The following is a 2,013-nucleotide window of genomic DNA, read 5'->3' as shown; positions in this document are numbered from 1 at the left end:
AGCACCGACATGTCGACACTGACGCCGCCGGTCGAGCCACCGCCAATGACGATGGTTTCGTAACGCAGGCCATCCAGGGTGTCGCGCGGAGGGCGATGACGGGACTGGACCGCATCGCTGTCGCGCGGGGTCACCACGAGGCGGGTGGGCGGCGCGTCGTCCTCATTGCCGCCGGCGCGGGCCGGAGGCGCGAGGCCGATGGTGGCGAGGGCCGCGACGAGGGCGAAAAGCGACACGCTGGACCTCGCGGACCAGACACTCGCGCGTGCCCCGGCGGTTACCCTCATACCCCTTGCACTCCCCTGTTGCCTTGCTCTCTTATCAGGAAGCGGCGAGTCGCGAAACCGGCGAAATGGTGCGGCGCGATGCACCGATGCCGCTGAAGGGGTCAGGCATCCTCGCCCTCCACAGCCGGCGCGGGCTCCGTCGGCTTTTTCGCCCGCTTCGGTGGCAGGCCGGCGCGCTCGACCAGGCGGCGCAATTTCTCGTGGACGATCTCGTTGCCGGCGACGATCTCAGGGGCGTTCAGCACTTTCTTGGCGCCGCGCTGGTCGGAAACGAAGCCGCCCGCCTCGCGGATCAGAACGATACCGGCGGCGATGTCCCAGGGCTGCAGGTCGGTTTCCCAGAAACCGTCGAAACGGCCCGAGGCGACATAGGCAAGGTCGAGCGAGGCAGCGCCGAAGCGGCGGACGCCCGCGACTTCCCGCATCACGAGGCCGAGTTCCTTCAGGAAGCGCATGTGATCGCCCTTGCCGTGGAACGGGATGCCGGTGGCGATCACGCATTCCTTCAGGTCCTTGCGCGCGGCGACGCGCAGGCGGCGATCGTTGCAATAGGCGCCATTGCCCTTTTCCGCCCAATACATCTCGTCGGTGATCGGGTTGTAGATCAGGCCGGCGATCACCTCGCCGTCCCGCTCGACACCGATCGAGATGGCGAACTGGGGCACGCCGTGCAGGAAATTGGTGGTGCCGTCCAGCGGATCGACGATCCAGCGGTGCGATTTGTCGGTCCCTTCGACGACGCCGCGCTCTTCCATCAGGAAACCGAATTCCGGCCGCACGCGCGTCAGTTCGGCATAGAGCACGTCCTCGGCCTTCTGGTCGGCGACGGAGACGAAATCCGAGGGCCCCTTCTTCGATACCTGCAGGTTCTCGACTTCGCCGAAGTCGCGCTTCAGGCTGCGGGCGGCCTTGGTCGCGGCGGACGCCATGACATTGATGAGCGGCGAACGGAACGCCATCGGGGAACCTCGGACAGGAAAAGGAGCGGGCGCGCGAAAGGCCGGACGCGGGGCCACGGCGGCGCAATGGGGCCGGAACCTATCAGGACGCGGCGGCGCGGTCAAATCCGTGGGACTTCGCAAGCGCGGCCGGATGGGCAAGGATGGGCCGGTAACGATTCGGGGTGTCGATGATGGCGGGTGGCGGCGGACTTGCGGTTTACGGCGAGCGGCGCGTGTTCGTCATGCTGCTGCTCGGCTTTTCCGCCGGCCTGCCCAATCTTCTCGTCTTCGACACGCTCTCGGCCTGGCTGCGGGACGAGGGTGTCTCGCTGTCGGTCATCGGTTTCTTCAGCCTCGCCACCCTCGCCTATTCCGCCAAATTCCTGTGGGCGCCGCTGGTCGACCGGGTGACGCTGCCGCTGCTGGGCCGCCGGCTCGGCCACCGGCGGAGCTGGATGCTGGCGGCCCAGATCGCCATCGTGGTCGGCCTCGGCCTCATCGCCGGGCGTCAGGCGGGCGGCGACCTCGCCCTGACTGCGCTCTTCGCCGTCTTCGTCGGCTTCGCCGGGGCGACGCAGGATATCGTCATCGACGCCTGGCGCATCGAGGCGGCGCCCGAGTCGAAGCAGGGCGCGATGGCCGCCGCCTACCAATGGGGCTATCGCATCGCCGGCCTCGTCGCCGGGGGCGCCTCGCTGGCGCTGGCCGAGACGGTGAACTGGAATTTCTCCTATGCCGCCATGGGCAGCCTGATGCTGCTCGGCATGGCCGGCGTGCTGCTGGCC

At 68.1% G+C, this 2,013-nt stretch carries 3 protein-coding genes; 1 reads left to right on the top strand and 2 read right to left on the bottom strand.

The window, feature by feature from the left end; translation table 11 throughout:
* Nucleotides 1–236: hypothetical protein (locus WAZ62_RS04315; RefSeq protein WP_422642293.1), on the bottom strand; the 236-nt coding region annotated here is incomplete at its 3' end.
* Between the two features lie 152 nt (nt 237–388).
* Nucleotides 389–1,246, bottom strand: coding sequence for an inositol monophosphatase family protein (locus tag WAZ62_RS04310; RefSeq protein ID WP_422642292.1), 858 nt, complete (start codon nt 1,244–1,246; stop codon nt 389–391).
* Between the two features lie 170 nt (nt 1,247–1,416).
* Between WAZ62_RS04310 and WAZ62_RS04305 the strand changes: the two genes are divergently transcribed.
* Nucleotides 1,417–2,013: MFS transporter (locus WAZ62_RS04305; RefSeq protein WP_422642291.1), on the top strand; the 597-nt coding region annotated here is incomplete at its 3' end.

The sequence above is a fragment of the Zavarzinia sp. genome (assembly GCF_049306435.1).
In the GTDB taxonomy this organism is placed as follows: domain Bacteria; phylum Pseudomonadota; class Alphaproteobacteria; order Zavarziniales; family Zavarziniaceae; genus Zavarzinia.
Note: the sequence above shows the minus strand (reverse complement) of the source record. Positions and strands in the feature narration are given on the sequence as shown.

Bases quoted from the DNA above. Each gene is read 5' to 3' on its own strand.
- WAZ62_RS04310 (WP_422642292.1), bottom strand. From the start codon at position 1,246: ATGGCGTTCCGTTCGCCGCTCATCAATGTCATGGCGTCCGCCGCGACC.